This window comes from Phenylobacterium sp. (genome assembly GCF_041916435.1).
Taxonomy (GTDB): Bacteria; Pseudomonadota; Alphaproteobacteria; order Caulobacterales; family Caulobacteraceae; genus Phenylobacterium.
This window is the reverse complement of the sequence record NZ_JAYRZM010000007.1, coordinates 315965-331594: the sequence shown is the minus strand read 5'-3', so window position 1 is coordinate 331594 and position 15630 is coordinate 315965. Positions and strand designations below refer to the sequence as shown.

The following is a 15630-nucleotide window of genomic DNA, read 5'->3' as shown; positions in this document are numbered from 1 at the left end:
AAGATGACGGGTCAGGCGGCGTCTTTGGTCGCGTAGGCGTTGAACACGCGAGCCAGTTGGCCGGCCGGAGCCTGAAGCACGCCGGCGACCTTGGTGGCCGGGGCCTGCAGAAGGCCGATGATCTTGCCGCGGAGCTGGTCCAGCGAAGGCAGGGTGGCCAGCGCCGAGACGCCCGCCTTGTCCAGAACCTGCTGGCCCATCAGGCCGCCGACGATCGTGAACTTCTCGTTGCCCTTGGCGTAGTCCGTCACGACCTTGGCGGCCGAGACGGGATCAGGCGCATAGGCGATGGCGACCGGACCGACGAACAGGGCGTCGCCCGCCTCGCCGACCGAACCGTCCAGGGCCTTCTGGGCCAGGGTGTTCTTGACCACCTTCAGCGTGGCGCCCTGCTCGCGCAGCTTGCCACGCAGATCCGTCATTTCCGCAACGGTCAGACCCAGGTTGTGGGTCACGACCACGGCGCCGGCCTCGGCGAAGACGCCCTTGAGCGCTTCGATCGATTCCTGCTTTTGAGCGCGGTCCATTGCGGTCTCCTACTCAGTTCGACCCCCGGACCATCCGGAGGCCGCAAACGATCGTTCGCCCCGGAAATCCGGCGCGAAGGATCAGCCTGTCCTTGAGAAGCCGCAGTCTCCACGCCCGCGCCGATGGACGGCCGGACGGCGAAACCTCATCTTCCCGTCTCCCGGCGGTCGAGGAAGGCCTTCCCCGGATTAAGGCCCTGGCGACCCCAGGACCCCGCAGTTCTCGGACAGGATGGGAAAGCGCGAACGCCTTCCCCACCCCGCCTCCCCAGGCGGAGAGGCGAAACTCTTGAAGGCGCGGCCTATACAGGAGGCCGCCGCGAAACTCAACCGGTCCAGTTCGCCTTGCGCTTTTCGGTCCAGGCCTTCACGCCCTCCTTGTAGTCGGGCTGCTTGATCATGGACTCCAAGAGGCTCTCGGCCTCCATCACGGCGCTGGCCGCGTCGCGGTGCAGGTCGCGGTAGATCTGCCGCTTGGTCTCGCGGGCCGAGCCGGGCGAGACCCCGTCGGCGAGGTTGCGCGCATAGGCCATCACCGCGTCCATCAGCTCGTCGGCCGGCAAGAGGCGGTTGAGGAAGCCCATGGCCATCGCCTCCTCGGCGGTGAACACGCGGCTGGAGAGCAGGATGTCGTTGGCGTGGGTCAGGCCGACGATACGCGGCAGGATCCAGGACAGGCCGAACTCGGCCGGGAAGTTGAAGCGGCCGTGCGCGGCGGTGAACTTGGCGCCCCGGACGGCGAAGCGCAGGTCGGCGAAGGCCGCCAGCACCAGCCCGACGCCCGCCGCAGCCCCGTTGATCGCCGCGATCACGGGCTTCGCGATCCCGAAATGGTAGGCGAAGGTGGCGTCGAAGGCCGGATCGACGCCGTAGCCCGGCATGGCGATGTCCTCGGCCGTGCCCGGATCGTAGCGGCCCTTCTCGGAGTGCCCCTCCAGCGCGCCGAGGTCGGCGCCGGCGCAGAAGGCCTGCCCTTCCGGATCGCCGGTGACGACGATGACGCGCACGGCCGGGTCATGGTCGGCCTGGTCGAGAATCCAGCGGTATTCGGTGTGCATGCGCCCGGTCCAGGCGTTGCGCCGCTTGGGGCGGGCCAGGGTGACGACCGCAATCCCGTCCTTCACTTCGTAGCGTGTGGCCTTCAGCTCCACCGGCGTCCTCCTGCATCGCGCTTTTCGTCATCATGGCGGCCGGGCTAGGCTTTGCCCATGATCGAATTCTTCTTCGACTGCTCCAGCCCGTGGACCTACCTGGCGTTCCACAACATCCAGCCGATGGCGGCCGAGTTGGACGTGGCGATCAGGTGGCGGCCGTTCCTGGTGGGCGGCGTGTTCAACACCGTCAATCCCAGCGTCTACGAGGCCCGCAGGACGCCTGTGCCGGCCAAGGCGGCCTATATGCTGAAGGACCTTCAGGACTGGGCGCGCCTAGCGGGCTTGAAGATCGGGATGCCGCCCAGCGTCTTTCCGGTGAACAGCGTCAAGGTGATGCGCGCGTGCCTGGCGCTGGAGCCCGAGGGCAAGCTCGCGGCCTTCGCCACCGCCGCCTTCGAAGCCTATTGGGGCGAGGACAAGGACATTTCCCGCGACGAGGTGGTCGCCGAGCTTTGCGAGCGGGTCGGGGTGGCCCCCCCTGCCCTCTTCGCCGCCATCGCCGAACAGCCGATCAAGGACGCCCTGCGCGCCAACACCGAGGAGCTGATCGCCCGCGGCGGCTTCGGCTCGCCGACGATCTTCGTGGACGGCCAGGACATGTACTTCGGCAATGACCGCCTACCCCTGGTGCGGGCGGCGATCGAGCGGCGGAAGGCGGGGGGCTAGGCCGCCTCGAACACCGCCGCGATGCCCTGGCCGCCGCCGATGCACATGGTCTCCAGGCCGTAGCGGCCGCCGCGGCGCTTCAGCTCGCGCAGCAGGTTGGCGAGAATCCGCCCGCCGGTGGCGCCGATCGGGTGGCCCAGCGAGATGCCCGAGCCGTTGACGTTCAGCCGGTCGCGCTCGTCCCAGCCCCAGCCCTTGAGCACCGCCAGCACCTGGGGCGCGAAGGCTTCGTTGAGCTCGACGAGGTCGATGTCGTCCCAGGACATGCCGGTGCGGTCGAACAGGCGCTTCACGGCCGGCACCGGGCCGATGCCCATGCGCGAGGGATCGCAGCCGGCCGCGGCCCAGCCGACGAACCAGCCCATGGGCTCCAGGCCGAGCTCGGCCAGCTTGTCCTCCGACACCACCAGGCAGGCGGCGGCCGCGTCGTTCTGCTGGCTGGCGTTGCCGGCGGTGACCACGCCGTCCTTCTCGATGGCCTTCAGCTTGCCCAGGCTCTCGGGCGTGGCGTCGGCGCGCACGCCCTCGTCCTTGGCGAAGACGACCGGATCGCCCTTGCGCTGCTTGACCGGGACCGGCACCAGCTCGTCGTCGAACTTGCCTTCTTCCCACGCCTTGGCCGCCCGCTGGTGGCTCATGGCGGCGTATTCGTCGCATTCCTCGCGGCTGATCTGATAGTCGCGGGCCAGGTTGTCGGCGGTCTCGATCATGCCGCTGATCACGCCGAAGCGCTCGATCGGCTGGCTCATCACCCGGCCGCGCGCCAAGCGGTCGTGCAGGGTGACCGAACCGGCCCGCGCGCCGGCGCGCATGTCGGTGGTGTAGTACTCGACGTTGGACATGCTCTCCACGCCCCCGGCGATGACCACGTCGGCCGCGCCGGTCTGCACCATCATCGCCGCGTCGACCACGGCCTGCAGGCCCGAGCCGCAGCGCCGGTCGAGCTGGTAGCCGGGAATCTCGATGGGAAAGCCCGCCGCCAGGGCCGACCAGCGGGCGATGCACGGCGCCTCGCCGCTGCCGTAGCCCTGGGCGAAGATCACGTCGTCCACCTGCATCGGATCGATGCCCGTGCGCGCGACCAGCGCCTTCAGGATCGTCGCGCCCAGTTCGCCGGCGGTGACGCTCGACAAGCTGCCCAGGAACTTTCCGACCGGGGTGCGGATCGGCGAGACGATGGCGGCGCGTTTCATGGGGCGTTCTCCGGCGATTGACGCGGCGAGTCAGTGGCCGTTGACGCGCCGTTGGTCAAGCGCGCGGCCAAAGCGAAGGCGGCCGGGGCCAATGAAAAGGGGCCAATGAAAAAGGGGAGCGACGTCGCCGTCGCTCCCCTCTCAAAGTTTCAAGCCTTCGTGGGCTCAGGCGCCGACCGAGGTCGTGTCCACCTTGAAGCCCGGACCCATCGTCGAGGACAGGCTGATGCGCTTGATGTAGGTGCCCTTGGCGCCGGAGGGCTTGGCCTTGTTGAGCGCGTCGACCACGGCGCGCACGTTGGCCAGGATGGCGTCTTCGGTGAAGCTCGCCTTGCCGATGCCGGCGTGGATGATGCCGGTCTTCTCGGTGCGGAACTCGATGGCCCCGCCCTTGGCGTCCTTCACGGCCTGGCCGACGTTGGGCGTCACCGTGCCGACGCGCGGGTTCGGCATCAGGCCGCGCGGGCCCAGCACCTTACCCAGACGGCCGACGAGGGCCATCATGTCGGGGCTGGCGATCACGCGGTCGAATTCCATGAACCCGCCCTGGATGCGTTCCACCAGATCCTCGGCGCCGACGATGTCGGCCCCGGCGGCGGTGGCCTCGGCGGCCTTGGCGTCCTTGGCGAAGACGGCGACGCGCACGTCGCGGCCGGTGCCGGACGGCAGGTTCACCACGCCGCGGACCTGCTGGTCGGCGTGACGCGGGTCGACGCCCAGGTTGACGGCGATCTCGATGCTCTCGTCGAACTTGGCCTTGGCGTTGGTCTTGACCAGCTTGACGGCTTCTTCGACGGCGTGGACGGCGTTGCGGTCACCGGTCCAGGCCTGGATGCGCTTGGGTTGCTTGGGCATGTCCTTACGCCTCCACGATCTCGAGGCCCATGGAGCGGGCGGAACCTTCGATGATGCGGGACGCCGCCTCCACGTCGTTGGCGTTCAGGTCCTTCATCTTCTTCTCGGCGATCTCGCGCAGTTGCGTGCGGGTGATCTTGCCGACGGTCTCGCGGCCGGTCTTGGACGCGCCGGACTTAAGCCCCAGGGCCTGCTTGATGTAGTAGCTGGCCGGCGGGGTCTTGGTGATGAAGGTGAACGACTTGTCCTGGTAGACGGTGATCACCGTCGGCAGGGGCGTGCCCTTCTGTTCCTTTTCGGTGCGGGCGTTGAACTCCTTGCAGAAGCCCATGATGTTGACGCCGCGCTGGCCGAGCGCCGGCCCGATGGGCGGCGAAGGCGTGGCGGAGCCGGCGGGCACCTGCAGCTTGATGTAGCCCAGAATCTTCTTGGCCATCTTCTCCTCTTTGACCGGACGTCCGGTCGGCTGAGCCGTGGTGCGGGGTTAGGCTGGCCGCCCCCTCCCACGGATTTGACGTCGCGAACGCAGACGCGCCCGCGAAGGGCGCGCCTCTACCAGCAATGGCTTGCGTCCGCAACCGTGGCGGATCAGGCGATCTTCTCGACCTGTCCGTATTCCAGTTCCACCGGCGTGGCGCGTCCGAAGATGGACACCGTCACGCGCAGGCGGGCGCGTTCCTCGTCGACCTGCTCCACCGAGCCGTTGAAGCTGGCGAACGGGCCGTCGGTGACGCGCACCTGCTCGCCGATCTCGAAGCTGATGGTCGGCTTGGGCCGCTCGACGCCTTCCTCGATGGCGCCGATGATCCGGGAGACTTCCTTCTCCGACACCGGCATCGGCTTGGAGCCGGAGCCCAGGAAGCCGGTCACCTTGGGCGTGTTCTTGACCAGGTGATAGGCCTCGTCGGTGAGGTCCATCTTCACCAGCACGTAGCCGGGGAAGTACTTGCGCTCGGCGTCCACCTTCCGGCCGCGGCGGATCTCCACCACGTTCTCGGTCGGCACCAGGATTTCAGAGAAGGCGTCGTCCAGCCCCTGGGCGTGAGCCTGCTCACGGATCGCCTCGGCGACCTTCTTCTCGAAGTTCGAGTAGGCGTGGACGATGTACCACTTGTGGCGCGGATTGGCGGCGGTGGCGGCTTCGGCGTTCATTTCGGCATTACCCCGCGTTCGTGAGCTGCAGGAAGAGCGACATGCCCATGCCCAGCACCCAGTCCACGACCCAGAAGAACAGCGCCGCGATCACCACCATGATCCCGACCATCACCGAGGTGATCCAGGTCTCCTTGCGCGTGGTCCAGGTGATCTTGCGCGCTTCGGCCCGCACTTCCTTGAGGAACTGCGCCGGGCTCGTGCGCTTCTTGGGCTCGGCCTGAGCCAGCGTCGAGCCAGGCGACATGACCGCGGCCGTCTTGGCGGCGCGGCTCTTCATGGCTTGCGGGGTCGAACCCGGTTTCCTGGCCATCTCGGCTCTACGACTCTCTCAAAGCTCGGGCTCGGCCCGATGGGATCACACGCACTCATATAGGATGGCAGGAGTGGAGGGACTCGAACCCCCGGCCCTCGGTTTTGGAGACCGATGCTCTACCAGCTGAGCTACACTCCTACGCGCACCCAACCGACCGCTGTCGCCTGCCTTCCCGTCGTTCGAGGACTTGGCGCTGAGCGCCGATCGTCCGCGCTGCGGCGGTTATAAAAGCAAACTCCAACGATGTCGGGTAGGACGCAGGCGTATGACGCAATCCGCCGGCCATTTCAAGGGCGAACGCCGCGCGGCCGGCCGGCCCACAGAAAAGGCCGCCCGGGTTTCCCTGGGCGGCCAGATCTGTCTGGTCGGCTCCCTTGGGGGGAGCCGGAGGTTCGTCGAGCTTACTCGACGATCTTGGCCACGACGCCCGCGCCAACCGTGCGGCCGCCTTCGCGGATCGCGAAGCGCAGGCCCTGGTCCATCGCGATCGGCGTGATCAGTTCCACGTCCAGCTCGGCGTTGTCGCCCGGCATGATCATCTCGACGCCTTCCTTCAGCTTGATGATCCCCGTCACGTCGGTCGTGCGGAAATAGAACTGAGGACGGTAGTTGGTGAAGAACGGCGTGTGGCGGCCGCCCTCTTCCTTCGTCAGGATGTAGGCCTCGGCCACGAACTTGGTGTGCGGCGTGATCGAGCCCGGCTTGCAGAGCACCTGGCCCCGCTCCACGTCCTCGCGCTTGGTGCCGCGCAGCAGAACGCCCACGTTGTCGCCCGCCTGGCCCTGGTCCAGAAGCTTGCGGAACATCTCAACGCCCGTGCAGGTCGTCTTCTGAACCGGACGGATGCCGACGATCTCGACTTCGTCGCCGACCTTGACGATCCCCTTCTCGATCCGGCCCGTCACCACCGTGCCGCGGCCCGAGATCGAGAACACGTCTTCCACCGGCATCAGGAACGGAAGGTCCACCGGACGCTCCGGCTGCGGGATGTAGGTGTCCACCGCCGTCATCAGCTCGAGGATCCGGTCCTCGCCGATCGCCGGGTCACGCCCTTCGACCGCCGCCAGAGCCGAGCCCTTCACGATCGGGATGTCGTCGCCCGGGAACTGGTAGCTCGACAGAAGTTCGCGAACTTCCATCTCCACCAGGTCCAGCAGCTCCTCGTCGTCGACCATGTCGACCTTGTTCATGAACACCACCAGCGCCGGAACGCCCACTTGGCGCGCCAGAAGGATGTGCTCGCGCGTCTGCGGCATCGGGCCGTCCGCCGCCGAAACCACCAGGATCGCGCCGTCCATCTGCGCCGCGCCCGTGATCATGTTCTTCACGTAGTCGGCGTGCCCGGGGCAGTCCACGTGGGCGTAGTGACGGTCAGCCGTCTCGTACTCCACGTGAGCCGTGTTGATCGTGATCCCGCGCGCCTTCTCTTCAGGAGCCGCGTCGATCTCGTCGTACTTCTTCGCCGTCGCGCCGCCCGTCTTCGCAAGCGTCATCGTGATCGCCGCCGTCAGCGTCGTCTTGCCGTGGTCCACGTGACCAATCGTGCCAATGTTGCAGTGCGGCTTGTTCCGTTCAAACTTCTCTTTGGCCATCGTGGTCCTGCCGGCGTTGTCCTAAAACTTGAAATGCGGGGTTGGGTTGGAGCGGGTAGCGGGAATCGAACCCGCATCCTCAGCTTGGAAGGCTGCTGCACTACCATTGTGCTATACCCGCCAGAGCGCGGGATCGCCGCTAATCTCCTCGTTCGTTCCGGCGCGTGGTGGGGGAAGTAGGACTCGAACCTACGAAGGCGTACGCCAGCGGATTTACAGTCCGCCCCCTTTGCCGCTCGGGACATTCCCCCAACGCGCTCAGAGCCTGGTCGGCGCCCGAAGCAAAAACCCCTCCGCCCACGGCCGCGACCAGTGCTAAAGCGCAGGTCGCCTGAACGCAGACGGGACGGGAAATCGAACCGGGCCCCGAAAGGAGCGCGTCTTATAGTGTCGTCCCACAGCGAACGCAACGACGCCCGGCGCGGGAAAAATCAGAGGCCCGGCGGCCGCTTCCCGAGACGCACGGAAGCCGTGTCCGACGACTGGTTGTGGGGCTGGCACGCCGTGGCCGCCGCCCTGGCCAATCCGCGCCGCGCCCAGCCGCGCAAACTGCTGGCCACCGCCGAGCGCGCGCGGGAGATCGAGCGCCGATTCGGCCCCCTGCCCGGCCTGGAGGTGTGCGACAACCACGCCATCGCCCAGCGCCTGCCGCAGGGCGCGGTCCACCAGGGCGTGGCCATGCAGGTCGAGGCGCTGGAATCGGTCGAGCTCTCCGACTTCGCCGCCGAGCCCGGCGCCGTGCTGGTGATGCTCGACCAGGTGACCGATCCGCAGAACGTGGGCGCGATCCTGCGCTCGGCCGCCGCGTTCGGCGCCAGGGGCCTGATCCTGCAGGACCGGCATGCGCCCAAGCTGGCCGGCGCCCTGGCCAAGGCCGCCGTCGGCGCCGTCGACGCCGTGCCGACCGCGCACGTGGTGAACCTGTCGCGCGCCCTGGAGGCCCTGGCGGACGCCGGCTGGCGCGCCGTGGGCCTGGACGGCTCGGCCGAGGCCGACCTGGAGGACGTGCTCGACGGCTCGCCCACGGTGCTGGTGCTCGGCTCCGAGGGCGAGGGCCTGCGCCGGCTGGTGGCCGAGCATTGCGACGCCCTGGCGCGAATTCCCATGCCGGGCGAGTTCGAGAGCCTCAACGTCTCCGCCGCCGCCGCGGTCGCGCTCTACGCCGCGTCGAAGATTCGCCCCTGACGCGAAGCTGCACGCCTGGACGGAAGCGGGCTTTTGATTTCGGCGGCGCGGCATGGTCTTGTTCGCCGGGGGGAGCGCCGACCTTGAGTCTGCGAGCGAGCGGAGAGCGAACCAGATGACGACCTGCGCCGCGCTGCGCCCCCCTGCGCCGACGCCCGCGACGATCCGAATCGCCGTCCTGGGCGCGACGCTGGCGCTGGCCGCCTGCACCAGGGCGATCAATCCCACGCCCCAGCCCGCGCCGCAGACCTATGAGCAGGCGCCGCCGCCGCACCTGCTGGGCGGAGAGACCTCCGAAGCGGCCAAGCCCGCCGACGAGACCGGCCTGCTGGGCGGGCCGCCCGCCGCCGGCGCCGAGGGCGGCGCCCCGGCCTCGGCCACGCTCCATTTCCGCCGTCCCGACGGCGTGGTGGTCTCGACGATGAAGACCATCCCCGACGAGCCTGCGCAGGCGGCGCCGCCGGTCCACCGCCGCGCCCGCGTCAAGGGCCGCGTCAGCCGCTCCGGCTCCATGCGGGTCACGGCGCAGGCGGTCACGCCGCCGCCGCCGCTGGTCAGCGCTACGCCGGCGCAGACGGGCCAGGCGCCGCCGCCCGCCCCGGCCGCGCTGGCCAAGGCGCCGCAGTCGCCGTTCGACCACGCCCTGCCGCTCACGCCGCCGGCGGACCCCAAGCTCGCCGCGCTGCAAGGCGCGCTCGCGGCCCCGGACGGGGCGGCCGGCGCCAAGCTCGCGGTCGCCGAGGCGGTGACCCAGGGCAAGCCCGGCGGCGTGGACCTGCGCCTGCCGGCGAACCTGCTCGCCCGCCTGAAGGCCGAGGCCGCCAAGCTCGGCCTGGATGCGGCCGCCCGCACGGCGGAGGTCAGCGCCAAACTCTCGGGCGACGGCTACAAGATCGAACCTGAGGGGCCGATCACCCTGCCGCTCAAGGCCGACCAGGAAATCATCTTCAACTGGCGCGTGACGCCCGGCGAGGGCGCCGCCGCCAAGGCGCTGAAGGCCGAGGCCGACCTGGCGCTCACCGGAGACGGCAAGGCCCAGACCTTCAGCCTGGCGGCCCTGGAGCGCACGCCCGCCCCGCCTTCCGCCAAGCCGGCCTCGGCCCAGGGGCAGACCCAGGCCAAATGGGCGCTGGCGATCATCCTCATCCTCATGGCCGTGCTGGTGCTCGCCGGGGTGTGGCGCAACCACAAGGACCGCCGCCGCGCCGAGGCCGAACGCCGCCAGCGCAAGCAGGCGGCCGAAGCGTTCTCCGAGGACGAATCCAAGGCCGCGCCCGCGCAGGAGCCCGAACCGACCGCATCCTGACCTGCGTGAGCACGAGGCCGCGCGTGCGTCCTTCCCGCTCTTGCCGGATGCGCGCGGCTCGCGCAAAGAGCGGGCGATGAGCATGCTTCCCGCCTCCGCGCTCGGCGCTGCGACCACCTTCGTGCAAGTCATCATGATCGACCTGGCCCTGGCCGGCGACAACGCCGTGGCGGTGGGGCTGGCGGCGGCGGGACTGCCGGCGGCTCAGCGGCGCAAGGCCATCGTGCTGGGGCTGGCCGCGGCGGTGGCCATGCTGATCGGCTTCGCCCTGATCACCGTGCAGCTCCTGCAACTCGTCGGCCTGCTGCTCGGCGGCGGCTGCCTGCTGCTGTGGGTGTGCTGGAAGATGTGGCGCGAGCTGCGCGAAGACGGCCGCGAGGACGCCGCCGAGGGCGAGGCCGCGCTCGCCGACGCCACCGGCGTGACCATCGGCGCCGCGCCCAAGCTCGCGCCCAAGGCCAAGACCATCGGCCAGGCGATGCTGCAGATCCTGATCGCCGACCTGACCATGAGCCTGGACAACGTGCTGGCCGTGGCCGGCGCGGCGCGGCGCCATCCGCAGGTGCTGGTGGCCGGCCTGCTGATCTCGATCACCCTGATGGGCGTGGCCGCGAGCTGGATCGCCAAGCTGCTGCATCGCTGGCGCTGGCTGGGCTATATCGGCCTGGCGATTGTCTTCTACGTAGCGCTGCACATGATCTGGGAGGGTCACCGCGCGGTGGTGATCGACCTTGACCGCACCAGCCAGTACAACGCCGCCGTTCCCGAGGCGTTGGCGATCACGCCGGGCGAGGTGACCGAACGGCGCGACTCGCGCCGCTAGGCTCGCAGCGCCGGCGCCGCACGCCTATCCAGCCACGCACGATGCGAAGGACCCGATGATCGACACCCTGCTCAATGCGGAGGGCGCCGCCTGGCCCATGCTTAGCGCGTTCCTGCAGGTGCTTCTGATCGATCTGGTCCTGGCGGGCGACAACGCCGTGGCCGTCGGGCTGGCGGCGGGCGGCCTGCCCTCGAGCCAGCGGCGCAAGGTGATCCTCTGGGGCCTGGCCGCGGCGGTGACCCTGCGCATCGGCTTCGCCCTGATCGCCACCCAGCTCCTGGGGATCATCGGCCTGACCCTGGCGGGCGGGCTGCTGCTGCTGTGGGTGTGCTGGAAAATGTGGCGCGAGCTGCGCGCCCAGCCGGAGGCGGCCGACGCGGACCTGGACGGCGAGGCCTCGGCCCGGCCGGCCAAGTCGTTCCGCAGCGCCCTCTTTCAGGTGGTGGCCGCCGACCTGTCGATGAGCCTGGACAACGTGCTGGCGGTGGCCGGCGCGGCGCGCGAACACCCGGTGGTGCTGGTCTTCGGCCTGATCCTGTCCATCGCCCTGATGGGCGTCGCGGCGAGCTGGATCGCGCGCCTGCTGCATCGCTGGCGCTGGATCGGCTACGCGGGCCTGCTGATCGTGCTCTACGTGGCCCTGCACATGATCTGGGACGGACACCGGGACGTCGTCGCCGACCTGGGACAGGCCGAGGTCTACAACAACGCCGTGCCCAGGGCGCTGGAGATCGACCCGACGGAGAGCGAAGGCGCGCACGGGTCCGGCGAAGCCGTGCGATAAGGTCTCAATGTCCTCGGCCCGCGACATCATCGAGCGGCTCCAGCTGCAGGCCCATCCCGAAGGCGGCTGGTATCGCGAGACCTGGCGCGCGGCGGCAGCACTGGGCGAGCGCGCCGCCGGCACCTCGATCCTGTTCCTGCTGGAAGCCGGCCAGGCGTCGCATTGGCACCGAGTGGACGCCGCCGAACTGTGGCTGTTCCAGGCGGGCGCGCCGCTCACCTTGCGCACGGCCGGCGGCGAGCGCGGCGAGGCCGGGATCGTCGAGACGCGCCTGGGCGCCGATCCGCTCGCCGGCCACGCGCCGCAGCATGTGGTCCAGCCCGGCGAATGGCAGGCGGCCGAAGCCCACGGGACCTGGTCGCTCGTCGCCTGCGTGGTGGTGCCCGGCTTCGAGTTCTCGGGTTTCGAGCTGGCGCCGCCGGGGTGGGCGCCGGCGGCCTAGGCGCCCTGCTTGGTCTGGATCGACTTCAGGTACTCGATGATCGCCTTCACGTCGTCGGGCGGGAAACTGAACTCGGGCATCTGCGGGTGGCCGGTCAGGATGCCCTCGGCCAGGGCCTCGGCCAGATCGTCGATCGGATAGCGCGTGTGCAGCTCGCGGAACGCCGGCGCCGCCGGATTGGGGCTCTTGTCCTTGACGCCCACGGCGTGACAGACGCCGCAGTTCTTCAGCACCAGCTCATGGCCGCGCTGGGCAGGGCTTTCCGCGGCGAACGCCGAGCCCGCCGTCCCGACAGCGAGCAGAACCGCGGCGAGCGCCCCGACGCCAAGCCCGACCGACACGTCCCGTTTCATCCGCGCACCCCTCGCCCGTCGCGCCAGACCACCACAGTGCATGGGAGCGCGGCGCTTGGGAAGCGTCCCGCTCAACCTTCCTCGGGGCCGCCGAAGCGGGCGAGCCACTCGGCGACCTGGGCGTCCTCGATCTTGCGGAAGAGCACCTCTGGCGCCTTCACGGGCCGGCCCGGCGGCAGAGCCAAGAGCAGCGCCGCGCCCTGCCCTTCCGGCCAGGCCGGTTCGGCCGGCTCGCCCACGGCCTCGGCGATCTTGCCGCAGGCGAAGGGGATGAACGGGGCGGAGACGCGGGCGAACAGGGCCACCAGGTTCAGCCCCGTGCGCACGGCCACGGCGGCGCGGTCGCGATCGGTCTTGATGGCGGTCCAGGGCGCGGCCTCGGTGAGGTACTGGTTGCCCAGCACCCAGAGCTGGCGCAGCGCCTGGGCGGCCTTGCGGATCTCGATCGCCTCCATCAACTCGGCGTATTCGGCGAGCTTGGCCGAGACGTCGGCGTAAAGCTGGGTCTCCAGCGGCCCCGCCTCGCCGCCCTCGGGCACGACGCCGTCGAAGCGGCTCTCGGTGAACTTCAGGATGCGGTTGACGAAGTTGCCGAGCACGTCGGCCAGGTCGGCGTTCACCTGGGCCTGGAACTGCTCCCAGGTGAAGGTCGCGTCCGAGCCCTCGGGCGCGTTGGCGCTCATCCACCAGCGCCAGTAGTCGGCCGGCAGGATCTCCAGGGCGTGATCCATGAAGACGCCGCGCTTCTGCGAGGTGGAGAACTTGCCGCCGTAGTAGTTGAGCCAGTTGAAGCCCTTGAGGGTGTCCACCAGCTTCCAGGGCGCGTTGGAGGCCGAAATCCAGGCGCCGTCGGCGGCCTGCTTCTCGTTCACGCCGAACAGGGTGCAGGGAAAGCCCACGGTGTGGAAGGGCACGTTGTCCTTGCCCATGAACTCCACGTAGGCGACGTCGGCCGCGCCCGGCTCGCGCCACCAGCGCTCCCAGTCCTCGGCGTCGGCGTTCGGGCGGCCAGCGGCCCGGGCGTTGGCGTCGGCCCATTCCCAGGTGGCGCCGATGTACTCGATCGGCGCGTCGAACCAGACGTAGAAGACCTTGCCCTTCAGCCCCTCGACGTCGGGCTTCTCGCCGGCGGGATTGGGGCCCCAGTCGGCGGCGTTCACCGGCACGCCCCACTCCAGGTCGCGCGTGATGCCGCGGTCCTGCAGGCCCTCGTCCAGCCACTTGAAGGCGATGGAGGTGACGAGGTTGGGCCAGGTCCCGCGCTTGGAGCCGATCCAGTCGCGCAGCTTGCCGGCGAAGGCCGACTGCCTGAGGAACAGGTGCTTGGAGGGGCGGATCTCGATGTCGTAGGAGCCGGAGACGGCCGAGCGGGGGTTGATCAGGTCGGCGGGATCCAGCACCCGCGTGCAGTTTTCGCACTGGTCGCCGCGCGCGGCGTCGTAGCCGCAGTAGGGGCAGGTGCCGATCACGTAGCGGTCCGGCAGGAAGCGCTCGTCGGCGTTGGAATAGACCTGCTGGGTCACCCGCTCCTCGATGAAGCCGGCCTCCCACAGCCCCTGGGCGAAGCCCTGGGTCAGGGCCCGGTTCTGCGGCGAGGAGGAGCGGCCGAAGAAGTCCCAGGACAGGCCGAAGCGCTCGGCGAGGCCAGCCTGGATGTCGTGCTGTTCGTCGCAATAGGCGCGCACGTCCTGGCCGGCCGCGGCGGCGGCCAGCTCGGCCGGCGTGCCGTGCTCGTCGGTGGCGCAGATGTAGAGCGTCTCGCGGCCCCGGGCCCGCTGGAAGCGGGCGTAGACGTCCGCCGGCAGCATGGAGCCCGCCATGTTCCCCAGGTGCTTGATCCCGTTGATGTAGGGCAGCGCGGAGGTGATCAGGATGCGGGACATGAACGGCTCGGAGGCGGACGGGTCAGGAAGGCGCGCTTATATGGTGTTCCCCGCCAAACGCCAAAGCCGCGTGCGCGCCTAGCCCGCCGCCCGACGCATCGGCCCCTTGGCGGCGGTCTCCACGCACTGCGCCGTCTCCGACAGGGCGTGGCGGCCCAGGCAATAGACGTCTTCGTAGTTCGGGCCGGCGCTGGCCAGGCACTGGTGCAGGTTGAGCTTGGCCAGGCGCAGGCACTGGCCGCTGCGGGGCTCAGACAAGAGGGCCTTCGCCCGGCCGCCCTCGCCCAGCACGCTGAGCGCGGCCACGGCCACGCCGCGCACGGCCACCGGGCTGGTGGAGCCGCGGCCGCCGCCCCTGCCCGCCGAAGCGTAGAGCGCGGCCGGATCGGAGCCCGCGGGCGCATGCGCGCCGGCGGCCTTGACGCGGGCCAGCCGCCCCCTCGGATCGGGCGCGGCGGCCCGAGCCCAGGCCTGTTTCTGCATCGCGTAGGAGGCCTTGGTCGCCGCGGCCCCGGCATGCTCCAGGGGCGCGGCCTGACGCATCAACGCCGCGCTGGCGCGCGCCGCCGCCGCCCGGCCGCCGGGAAGCTGCAAGGCCGCGTCCGGATTGGCCGCGAGCCGGCGGGCCAGCCCCGGCTGCGCGCGCGCCGCCTTGCGCACGCCGGCCGCGAACGCGGGATCCTGCAGGGCCGCGGCCCCGGCGAAGGCGATCATGCCGCCCTCCAGGCTCCGGGGCTCGTAGGCGGCGGCCACGTCCAGCGCGTGAGCCACGTCCTTCGTGCTGGTGAAGTTCGCATCCAGAGCGCCGGCGGAGCGGGCGTAGGCGTCGAAGGCGGCGGCGCGGGCTTCCACGCCGCGATCGAGGCGCACGGCTTCGGCGCTGGGCCCTGGCGTGCTTGCGCATCCGCTCAGCACGATGGCTGCGGCGCAGCCGGCGGCGGTCGTCCAACGCATTCTTGGCCCTCCAGGCGAGAGCCCCCCGCGGCCGATTTCGCCGGCCGGCCGTGAACGAAAAGTTACGCCGACGGCCGCCAGCGTCAGAACGGCCCCTTGAACACGAACAGGGCGCCCGCGGCGATCAGGGCGAAGCCGATCGCGTGGTTCCAGGTGAGCCGTTCGCCCAGGTAGGTCACCGAAAAGACCGTGAAGACGGTCAGGGTGATGACCTCCTGCATCGTCTTCAGCTCGGCGGCTGAATAGACCGTGCGGCCGATGCGGTTGGCCGGCACGGCGAGGCAGTACTCGAAGAACGCGATCGCCCAACTGACCACGATGATCAGCCATATCGGGCGATGCTCCACCCGCAGATGCCCGTACCACGCAAACGTCATGAAGACGTTGGAGGCGACCAGCAGGAGAACCGGCGCGATCGCCGCCGCGGCGGAGGGCATGGATGCAA

General features: G+C 69.8%; 18 protein-coding genes and 3 tRNA genes. 6 read left to right on the top strand and 15 right to left on the bottom strand.

The genetic code is table 11. The annotated features are described in order from the left end of the window. Nucleotides 1-11 precede the first annotated feature (11 nt). Together rplJ and ACE3TA_RS20945 are read right to left on the bottom strand one after the other, a co-directional pair. Complete coding sequence (gene rplJ / locus ACE3TA_RS20950) at nt 12-527, bottom strand: 50S ribosomal protein L10 (RefSeq protein ID WP_374576280.1); 516 nt, start codon at nt 525-527, stop codon at nt 12-14. A gap of 326 nt (nt 528-853) precedes the next feature. Continuing rightward, the gene (locus ACE3TA_RS20945) at nt 854-1678 is read right to left on the bottom strand and encodes an enoyl-CoA hydratase-related protein (RefSeq protein WP_374576279.1); all 825 of its coding nucleotides are present in this window, start codon (nt 1676-1678) and stop codon (nt 854-856) included. A 57-nt stretch (nt 1679-1735) separates the two neighbouring features. On the opposite strand from ACE3TA_RS20945, the gene ACE3TA_RS20940 reads away from it, so the two are divergent. Next, complete coding sequence (locus tag ACE3TA_RS20940; RefSeq protein ID WP_374576278.1) at nt 1736-2347, top strand: 2-hydroxychromene-2-carboxylate isomerase; 612 nt, start codon at nt 1736-1738, stop codon at nt 2345-2347. Here ACE3TA_RS20940 and ACE3TA_RS20935 read toward each other — a convergent pair. From ACE3TA_RS20935 to ACE3TA_RS20895, 9 genes are all read right to left on the bottom strand, one after another. Next, nucleotides 2344-3540 carry an acetyl-CoA C-acetyltransferase gene (locus tag ACE3TA_RS20935; RefSeq protein WP_374576277.1) on the bottom strand — a complete coding sequence of 399 codons (1197 nt, stop codon included), beginning with the start codon at nt 3538-3540 and terminating at the stop codon, nt 2344-2346. The two genes, ACE3TA_RS20940 and ACE3TA_RS20935, sit on opposite strands and share 4 nt — an antisense overlap. 165 nt (nt 3541-3705) lie before the next feature. Further along, nucleotides 3706-4395, bottom strand: coding sequence for a 50S ribosomal protein L1 (gene rplA / locus ACE3TA_RS20930; RefSeq protein WP_374576276.1), 690 nt, complete (start codon nt 4393-4395; stop codon nt 3706-3708). A 4-nt stretch (nt 4396-4399) separates the two neighbouring features. Next, entirely contained in the window at nt 4400-4831 is a 432-nt protein-coding gene (gene rplK / locus ACE3TA_RS20925) for a 50S ribosomal protein L11 (protein WP_374576275.1), read from the bottom strand. Nucleotides 4832-4983: 152 nt separating this feature from the next. After that, a complete protein-coding gene (nusG, locus tag ACE3TA_RS20920; protein ID WP_374576274.1) occupies nt 4984-5547 on the bottom strand; it encodes a transcription termination/antitermination protein NusG in 564 nt (187 codons plus the stop codon). Between the two features lie 7 nt (nt 5548-5554). Continuing rightward, the gene (gene secE / locus ACE3TA_RS20915) at nt 5555-5860 is read right to left on the bottom strand and encodes a preprotein translocase subunit SecE (protein ID WP_374576273.1); all 306 of its coding nucleotides are present in this window, start codon (nt 5858-5860) and stop codon (nt 5555-5557) included. Nucleotides 5861-5925: 65 nt separating this feature from the next. Further along, nucleotides 5926-6001 (bottom strand) — tRNA-Trp (locus ACE3TA_RS20910). Nucleotides 6002-6264: 263 nt separating this feature from the next. Beyond that, on the bottom strand, nt 6265-7455 hold the full coding sequence (tuf, locus tag ACE3TA_RS20905) for an elongation factor Tu (protein ID WP_374576272.1): 1191 nt from the start codon (nt 7453-7455) through the stop codon (nt 6265-6267). A gap of 47 nt (nt 7456-7502) precedes the next feature. After that, nucleotides 7503-7576: transfer RNA gene (locus ACE3TA_RS20900), tRNA-Gly, on the bottom strand. A gap of 44 nt (nt 7577-7620) precedes the next feature. Next, nucleotides 7621-7706 (bottom strand) — tRNA-Tyr (locus ACE3TA_RS20895). A 136-nt stretch (nt 7707-7842) separates the two neighbouring features. Between ACE3TA_RS20895 and rlmB the strand changes: the two genes are divergently transcribed. From rlmB to ACE3TA_RS20870, 5 genes are all read left to right on the top strand, one after another. Further along, nucleotides 7843-8640, top strand: coding sequence for a 23S rRNA (guanosine(2251)-2'-O)-methyltransferase RlmB (gene rlmB, locus ACE3TA_RS20890; protein WP_374576271.1), 798 nt, complete (start codon nt 7843-7845; stop codon nt 8638-8640). A gap of 115 nt (nt 8641-8755) precedes the next feature. Then, nucleotides 8756-9946 (top strand): hypothetical protein, encoded by a 1191-nt coding sequence (locus ACE3TA_RS20885; RefSeq protein ID WP_374576270.1) that lies wholly within the window; start codon nt 8756-8758, stop codon nt 9944-9946. A 76-nt stretch (nt 9947-10022) separates the two neighbouring features. Beyond that, nucleotides 10023-10769: a YjbE family putative metal transport protein gene (locus ACE3TA_RS20880; protein WP_374576269.1), complete on the top strand. Its 747-nt coding sequence runs from the start codon at nt 10023-10025 to the stop codon at nt 10767-10769. A 55-nt stretch (nt 10770-10824) separates the two neighbouring features. Then, the gene (locus ACE3TA_RS20875) at nt 10825-11553 is read left to right on the top strand and encodes a TerC family protein (protein WP_374576268.1); all 729 of its coding nucleotides are present in this window, start codon (nt 10825-10827) and stop codon (nt 11551-11553) included. A gap of 7 nt (nt 11554-11560) precedes the next feature. Beyond that, nucleotides 11561-11995, top strand: a complete 435-nt coding sequence (locus ACE3TA_RS20870) for a cupin domain-containing protein (protein ID WP_374576267.1) — start codon at nt 11561-11563, stop codon at nt 11993-11995. Here ACE3TA_RS20870 and ACE3TA_RS20865 read toward each other — a convergent pair. The 4 genes from ACE3TA_RS20865 to ACE3TA_RS20850 form a co-directional block, all read right to left on the bottom strand. Continuing rightward, nucleotides 11992-12348, bottom strand: coding sequence for a cytochrome c (locus ACE3TA_RS20865; RefSeq protein WP_374576266.1), 357 nt, complete (start codon nt 12346-12348; stop codon nt 11992-11994). The two genes, ACE3TA_RS20870 and ACE3TA_RS20865, sit on opposite strands and share 4 nt — an antisense overlap. Nucleotides 12349-12419: 71 nt before the next feature. Further along, a complete protein-coding gene (metG, locus tag ACE3TA_RS20860; protein WP_374576265.1) occupies nt 12420-14231 on the bottom strand; it encodes a methionine--tRNA ligase in 1812 nt (603 codons plus the stop codon). 78 nt (nt 14232-14309) lie between these two features. After that, nucleotides 14310-15185, bottom strand: coding sequence for a hypothetical protein (locus ACE3TA_RS20855; protein ID WP_374576264.1), 876 nt, complete (start codon nt 15183-15185; stop codon nt 14310-14312). Nucleotides 15186-15268: 83 nt separating this feature from the next. Then, nucleotides 15269-15622: a DMT family protein gene (locus ACE3TA_RS20850; protein ID WP_374576263.1), complete on the bottom strand. Its 354-nt coding sequence runs from the start codon at nt 15620-15622 to the stop codon at nt 15269-15271. Nucleotides 15623-15630: the final 8 nt, after the last annotated feature.

What these genes read in the sequence shown, in the direction of transcription:
- ACE3TA_RS20935 (WP_374576277.1), bottom strand. Translation starts at nt 3,540, where the DNA reads ATGAAACGCGCCGCCATCGTCTCGCCGATCCGCACCCCGGTCGGAAAG.
- ACE3TA_RS20850 (WP_374576263.1), bottom strand. Translation starts at nt 15,622, where the DNA reads ATGCCCTCCGCCGCGGCGGCGATCGCGCCGGTTCTCCTGCTGGTCGCC.
- ACE3TA_RS20885 (WP_374576270.1), top strand. Translation starts at nt 8,756, where the DNA reads ATGACGACCTGCGCCGCGCTGCGCCCCCCTGCGCCGACGCCCGCGACG.
- ACE3TA_RS20870 (WP_374576267.1), top strand. Translation starts at nt 11,561, where the DNA reads ATGTCCTCGGCCCGCGACATCATCGAGCGGCTCCAGCTGCAGGCCCAT.
- ACE3TA_RS20880 (WP_374576269.1), top strand. Translation starts at nt 10,023, where the DNA reads ATGAGCATGCTTCCCGCCTCCGCGCTCGGCGCTGCGACCACCTTCGTG.
- tuf (WP_374576272.1), bottom strand. Translation starts at nt 7,455, where the DNA reads ATGGCCAAAGAGAAGTTTGAACGGAACAAGCCGCACTGCAACATTGGC.
- secE (WP_374576273.1), bottom strand. Translation starts at nt 5,860, where the DNA reads ATGGCCAGGAAACCGGGTTCGACCCCGCAAGCCATGAAGAGCCGCGCC.
- ACE3TA_RS20865 (WP_374576266.1), bottom strand. Translation starts at nt 12,348, where the DNA reads ATGAAACGGGACGTGTCGGTCGGGCTTGGCGTCGGGGCGCTCGCCGCG.
- metG (WP_374576265.1), bottom strand. Translation starts at nt 14,231, where the DNA reads ATGTCCCGCATCCTGATCACCTCCGCGCTGCCCTACATCAACGGGATC.
- rplK (WP_374576275.1), bottom strand. Translation starts at nt 4,831, where the DNA reads ATGGCCAAGAAGATTCTGGGCTACATCAAGCTGCAGGTGCCCGCCGGC.
- ACE3TA_RS20940 (WP_374576278.1), top strand. Translation starts at nt 1,736, where the DNA reads ATGATCGAATTCTTCTTCGACTGCTCCAGCCCGTGGACCTACCTGGCG.
- ACE3TA_RS20855 (WP_374576264.1), bottom strand. Translation starts at nt 15,185, where the DNA reads ATGCGTTGGACGACCGCCGCCGGCTGCGCCGCAGCCATCGTGCTGAGC.
- rplJ (WP_374576280.1), bottom strand. Translation starts at nt 527, where the DNA reads ATGGACCGCGCTCAAAAGCAGGAATCGATCGAAGCGCTCAAGGGCGTC.
- ACE3TA_RS20875 (WP_374576268.1), top strand. Translation starts at nt 10,825, where the DNA reads ATGATCGACACCCTGCTCAATGCGGAGGGCGCCGCCTGGCCCATGCTT.
- nusG (WP_374576274.1), bottom strand. Translation starts at nt 5,547, where the DNA reads ATGAACGCCGAAGCCGCCACCGCCGCCAATCCGCGCCACAAGTGGTAC.
- rplA (WP_374576276.1), bottom strand. Translation starts at nt 4,395, where the DNA reads ATGCCCAAGCAACCCAAGCGCATCCAGGCCTGGACCGGTGACCGCAAC.